This window comes from Algibacter sp. 2305UL17-15 (assembly GCF_040720935.1).
Taxonomy (GTDB): Bacteria; Bacteroidota; Bacteroidia; order Flavobacteriales; family Flavobacteriaceae; genus Jejuia.
In genome coordinates, this window is sequence record NZ_JBFDAE010000029.1 from 1 (window position 1) to 6,077 (window position 6,077).

At 29.5% G+C, this 6,077-nt stretch carries 5 protein-coding genes; all 5 read left to right on the forward strand.

The window, feature by feature from the left end; all coding sequences use genetic code 11:
* Window positions 1–231 precede the first annotated feature (231 nt).
* The 5 genes from ABXQ82_RS18605 (at window position 232) to ABXQ82_RS18625 (ending at window position 5,795) form a co-directional block, all read left to right on the forward strand.
* A complete protein-coding gene (locus ABXQ82_RS18605) occupies window positions 232–870 on the forward strand; it encodes a GTPase domain-containing protein (RefSeq protein ID WP_367063287.1) in 639 nt (212 codons plus the stop codon).
* A 5-nt stretch (window positions 871–875) separates the two neighbouring features.
* Window positions 876–1,334, forward strand: a complete 459-nt coding sequence (locus ABXQ82_RS18610) for a hypothetical protein (RefSeq protein WP_367063289.1) — start codon at window positions 876–878, stop codon at window positions 1,332–1,334.
* Between the two features lie 3 nt (window positions 1,335–1,337).
* Complete coding sequence (locus ABXQ82_RS18615; RefSeq protein ID WP_367063291.1) at window positions 1,338–2,084, forward strand: hypothetical protein; 747 nt, start codon at window positions 1,338–1,340, stop codon at window positions 2,082–2,084.
* Between the two features lie 8 nt (window positions 2,085–2,092).
* Window positions 2,093–2,530: a hypothetical protein gene (locus ABXQ82_RS18620; protein ID WP_367063293.1), complete on the forward strand. Its 438-nt coding sequence runs from the start codon at window positions 2,093–2,095 to the stop codon at window positions 2,528–2,530.
* Between the two features lie 277 nt (window positions 2,531–2,807).
* Window positions 2,808–5,795, forward strand: a complete 2,988-nt coding sequence (locus ABXQ82_RS18625; RefSeq protein ID WP_367063295.1) for an ELWxxDGT repeat protein — start codon at window positions 2,808–2,810, stop codon at window positions 5,793–5,795.
* Window positions 5,796–6,077 lie beyond the last annotated feature (282 nt).

Genomic DNA, 6,077 nt, shown 5'->3' on the forward strand with positions numbered 1-6,077 from the left:
CCGTGTAAAAATAATTGCTCGGGCAACTGCATATCTGGAAAATTCCTGCGGAATTTTCTCCGGCTCGATTTTGTTTGCTAAATTAGTGGCTTAATCACGCAACTATCATTACACGCGGCACGTCGTTAGCAATAATTTAAAAACAAACATTGTCATAATATTCTTAATGAGGAAAGCCGTAAAAAACAAACGAAATTTATGTCGAAATTTACAATCAAAATATAATCAAATATGAATATTCCTTTATTTATCCCAATTGCACTTTGGGGTTTAGCTGCAGCTGCAACCGCCACTGCCACTTATTTTGGAGGTCGTGCAATTTTTAAAAGAAAGAATAGAACTAAACTTGGTGTTTTAGGAATGCAAGCAGCTGGAAAAACAAGGTTTTTAAGTTTTTTGAGAAATATTCCTTTTATTGAAAAATCTACAGATAAAGAAGAGTATAAGTCTTTCACTTATAGACATAATAAAAAGGCGATACGAATAGATACAGGAATTGATATCGGTGGTGGAAGTATATACAAAGATGATTATATTTCTATAATTAAAAATTCCGATGTTGTTTTTTACTTTTTTGACATTTCAAAATACTTGAATAATGAAATTAAATCCGGAGAGTTTAACTACAAAAGAGAATGCAACAGCCGTTTTGAACTTGTTTTTTCAGAGTCTAAAAAGTTAGAAATACCTACAGTATTTATTGGAACTCATAGCGACCAATGCTTAAAAGACCAAAAAGTTATTAGGAAAGAATTTTTGAATTTGTTAAAAAATAAGAGTTATTATTCTTCCTTGAAAGACGTTGTAATAATTAACCTAACAAATACGAAACAATTAGAAAATTTTATCGATAAAGTTTTCTCAAAATAACAGATATGAAAAGAATTTTGATTTCGCAAAATGAGGAAAATAACGGCGAAGATTATGTAGTCGTTGATGGAAATCTTATAATAGATAAAGATTTAAGTTTAAAATATTATCGAAAAATAAAAGAAACAGAAAGCTGGAAAGAAAACTTTAAAGATGATTTTATTGAATTAAAAAGTAATAAAAAAGATATTCTTATTAAATCACATTATTTAGATACGGACAACATTAATAGATATATATATTATATGTACTATGTTAAGAAAAATGATGATTTAAATATTATTCTTGATTTTTTAGAAAAAGATTCTGAAAAGATTAATAGAAACATAGATAAAGAAAAAACTTTAGAAATTATAAATAGAATTAAGGCGAACAAAAAATTAACTTCAGTTTTCTTAAAAGTTATTTTAATATTAGCTGCTGCAAGTATTGCTTATGGAGTTATTAAGTCTTTAAAACTTTAATCAATGAACAAGAATCCTGCTCAAATTGTACTTTTTCAAGAAGATGAAAAGGCACTAAACTATCGTTACAAACAGAATTATCATATTGGTAGTGAAATTCAAGTTAAATCATTAGAGTATGATTATGATGATTTTGCAAAAAACAATAAATTAATTGGTAATCGAGTAAATGAAAATACATTGTACTTTTTGCATCCTTACAAAAATAATGTTTATTTAAATGAAAGTTTAGGAGAGGAATATTTTCTTGAGGAAAAATTACAACTATATAAAAGAGCTGCATCACTTTTGGGAGCTAAAAGTATCTCTACAAAAGTTATATTTAAAGAAAGTCGAACCATAAATACTGATGTAAATGGAGAAGTTAAATACAAAGTTGTAAGTATCGAAGGTGGCTCAAAAAGACAGATAGTTAATAGTTATAAAAATTCTTTAGAAATTACTGAGGAATTTGAATTACAAAATAATTTTGACAAAGCAAAAAATATCAAAGAATTAAATGAGTTCATTGATAAGCATAATTTACATCACGAAATTGGATTAATCTCTTTGATTGAGGCCAGAGATTCTTCCAACTCAGGTACTTTGATAACAAGCCGTAAAGTGAAATCTGAAATAACATCAGAATATAACAACCTTTTAGAAGTTTCAGCAAAGTTAAATTCACCAGTTTTCAATATTAGTGGTGGATACAAAAGAAAGCTTGAAGAGGTTAATACCTTAATGGTAGAAATTGACTTTATTTTTTAACACAGACTATGATTGACCCATTACGACCATATAATAGAATTGAAATTGATATATTATTTACTAAAATTAAAACTCAATTACATCAAGACGCATTATTAAAAGGAAATAATGGTAAAGCTCAATTTAAAGACTGTTATACTGGAGATAATTTACTTGGTGGAGATAGATATGATTATGAGCATATTCGCTCTTCAGAATCTATTTTTATGATGTACAGAGATAAGTTGACAAATAATGAAATTGCGGAAGTTGTAAATTGTTCGGGAAATGTAGCAGTAACATTACGCTCAATTAATCAATCAAAAGGTAAGATGAAAATGGAAGATTGGATATCAAATTCTAAAAACATTTTAAAACATAAGATAAATATCAAACTAACTCAAAAAACATTATCCAATGCTGATAAAAAAATCAATGAAAAAGTTGAGGAAATATTATCAAGATAGTTTAAAAAAAATAGAGTTGTGACAAATTTAGCGGAATAAACTATTGCTAACAATGTATATAAAAAATAGCGCAAGTCATTGCTAACACAAAGGTTTAGGCGTTTTTGGAAAGTCGCCAAATTTTTAAATTTGACGATTTCCAAGTAAAAAAATAAATAGTAAAATTTAAAAATTCGGCTTGTGTTAATCCGAAAAGTTATCGCTTATTTTCAGCGCTACTTTTCATATACGGAACCGTTACCACACATTAGAACAAAACGAACATAATACAGAAACTATGAAATACAGAATTACATTTTTATTTTTTATTTTTACAGTACACTTTATAATTGCACAAACTATTGATGCAAGCCTTATAGAATTAAACTTTCATGAAGATAGCGACCCACAAAACTTTGTCGCTTTTCAAAATGGTTTTTATTTTACCGCTACTGATGGAAATTTTGAAAATTTTGGGAGAGAATTATGGTATTCAGATGGAACTTCTGAAGGGACAATGATGATTAAAGACATAAAACAAGGTCAAAATTCATCTAGTCCAAGTTCTCTAATCATTGTTGGCAATACTCTTTATTTTCCTGCCGATGACGGAATTCACGGTTCAGAATTATGGAAAAGCGATGGAACAGAAAATGGGACAGTAATGGTTAAGGATATTCGTCCCAATAACAACAGTTCGTATAATGGTCCATTAAATTTGATAGATTTTAACGGAACACTATTCTTTACTGCTACCAATGATGTTGATGGCTATGAATTATGGAAAAGTGATGGAACAGAAGCTGGGACAATTATGATAAAAGACATTAATTCAAGTGGAAATGGAAATCCAAATAACTTATTCGTTTTTAATAACATTATCTATTTTACAGCTAATGATGGAGTAAATGGAACTGAACTATGGAAAAGTGATGGAACAGAAGCAGGAACAGCAATGGTAAAAGACATTAATGCAAATTATTCTGGATTAAGTAGTGGAAATCAATTTTTATCCTTGAATAACTTCTTTTATTTTTTTGCAGATAATGGAACTAATGGCTATGAATTATGGAAAAGTGATGGAACTGAATCTGGAACAACTATTGTGAAAGATATTAGGATAGGTTCTAACTCAAGTGCTAATTCACTGAAAGGGAGCACACTCAATAATATAATTATTTTTGAAGCTAATGATGGAATAACCGGAACTGAACTATGGAAAAGTGATGGAACGGAAAATGGTACTTCTATTATTAAAAATATCAACAACACCAATTTTAACAGTATATCATATAACAGTAAATATATAACATATAATAATGAAGTTTACTTTTTAGCAGATGACAATGTTCATGGAACTGAAATATGGAAATCCAACGGAACAGAAGCTGGTACAATCTTACTTAAAGATATTAATGGAGGAAATTCATCAGTATGGATTGAAAAATTTCACTTAGATAATATAAATAATAAGCTACTATTTTTTACAAATAGCACTAATTCATCTGATAAAACATTATGGGTTAGCGACGGTTCTTCAAGTGGTACATTTGAATTATCGAATATTACAGACAGTAATAGTTCTGGTTTAGAAGAGAACTTTGTTACTATCAATAACTCTACAATAATAACAGGTAAAGACGAAACTTATGGTAATGAATTATGGATTACAGACGGATCAATAACTGGTACTTCATTCTTTGCAGATTTAAACTATTCAAACAGTAGTAATGCGAGTAAATTTACAAATGTAGGAGGCAACTTGTTTTTCAGAGCAAGAGGAACAGAATATGGTAACCAATTATTTAAAAGTGATGGAACAGAAATCGGGACACAATTAGTTAAAGATATAAATCCTGGATATAATTGCATTGATGACCCTTCAGAAATGAGAGAAATAAATGGTGTCTTATATTTTAGTGCAATTGATGGTACGCATGGCTATGAACTTTGGAGAAGTGATGGTACGGAAAGCGGTACTTATATAGTTAAGGATATTAACTTAGGCAACCAAAGCAGCATGCTAAACTATAATGACAAGCAACCTTTTACAGTAATAAATGACATTCTATATTTCTATGCAGATGATGGAATTCATGGTTTTGAATTATGGAGAAGTGATGGTACTGAAGCTGGGACTTACATGATAAAAGATATACATATAGGTAGCGCAAATAACAATAGTTATCCAAGAGAATTTGTCATGTTAAATAACATAATATATTTCATTGCTCACGATAATTCAGGCACAGCATTATGGACAACTGATGGCACTGAATCTGGAATCAACAAAATAATTAATTTAAACGATATGAGAGTCTTAAAGACTGTCAATGATAAACTAATCATTGTTGCAGAAACTTCAGGTACTACTTATGGTCCACACGACGTATGGGTTTCTGATGGTACAGCTTCTGGTACTAATCATTTAGAGTCTTTTGGAGATAATATAGATAGTAATATTAAGTTCACAACAGTATTGAACGACGAACTATATTTTGTTGCAAAAAACCCTAATACGGCTAGGAAAGGTTTTTATAAAACAGATGGCACAATTGCAAATACAGTTTTATTATTTGATGGTGCTACGCATCCTACAATTGGTAACGTAGATATTGATAACATAATTACTTGCGGAAGCTATGTGTATTTTGGAGTTCAGGACTATTTCGGTTCTGACGAAGAACTGTGGAGAACTAATGGAACTATAACTGAACAAATTGCTGGTCCAGATACAGCAGATTTCTCTTATATAAGAAATTTAACTTGTTATGAAAATAACCTTCTTTACTTAGCCGAATCATTTCCACATAAAATATGGATAACTAATGATAATCTAAATGTAGCATTGCAATTAAATATAAATATTCTAAACGGTCCAAATTTTGAAAATTATAATTCAATAGAAGAAATGGGAGCAACGGATAATAATCTATATTTTAGAGCTAGAAACGATATTAGCGGTAATGAGCTTTATGTTACAGATATTGATGCCTCAACTTTAAGCATCAATGATTATGAAATCACTGAAAATGGAAATTCTCAAATAGTTAGGCTTTACCCTAATCCAACTAAAAATTTTATTACAATTGAGTCGGTTACAAATTCAAATATTGAAAAATTTGAAATTTGGGATTTATCAGGAAAAAGAATTCACAAAGAATCCAATAGAGAAGTATCTAGTATCACATACGATACCAACAAATTAAGTGGCGGAATTTATTTTGTGAAAGTTTTTTTAACAGATAATAAAATTGAAACTTTAAAACTAATCGTAAATCATTAACAGTCGATGAAAAATAACGTGTGGTAACAACGTATAAACATAATAAGGGTTTAATGCTAAAATTAAAGGTAATTTTGTGTTTGCAAAAGCTATTTCGAAGTCGAAAACAATAGCTATTATACCCCTTACTATGCTTATACAAAACCGTTGTACGCAAGCTTGACCCGTCCTGAATAAAGGCTACACAATCTTAAACAATTATGTACAAAAATGACAAAGTAATCAGACGGTATTCCGAATCTTTTAAACTCAAAATTTTAGACGAACTTACCGCAGGAAAAT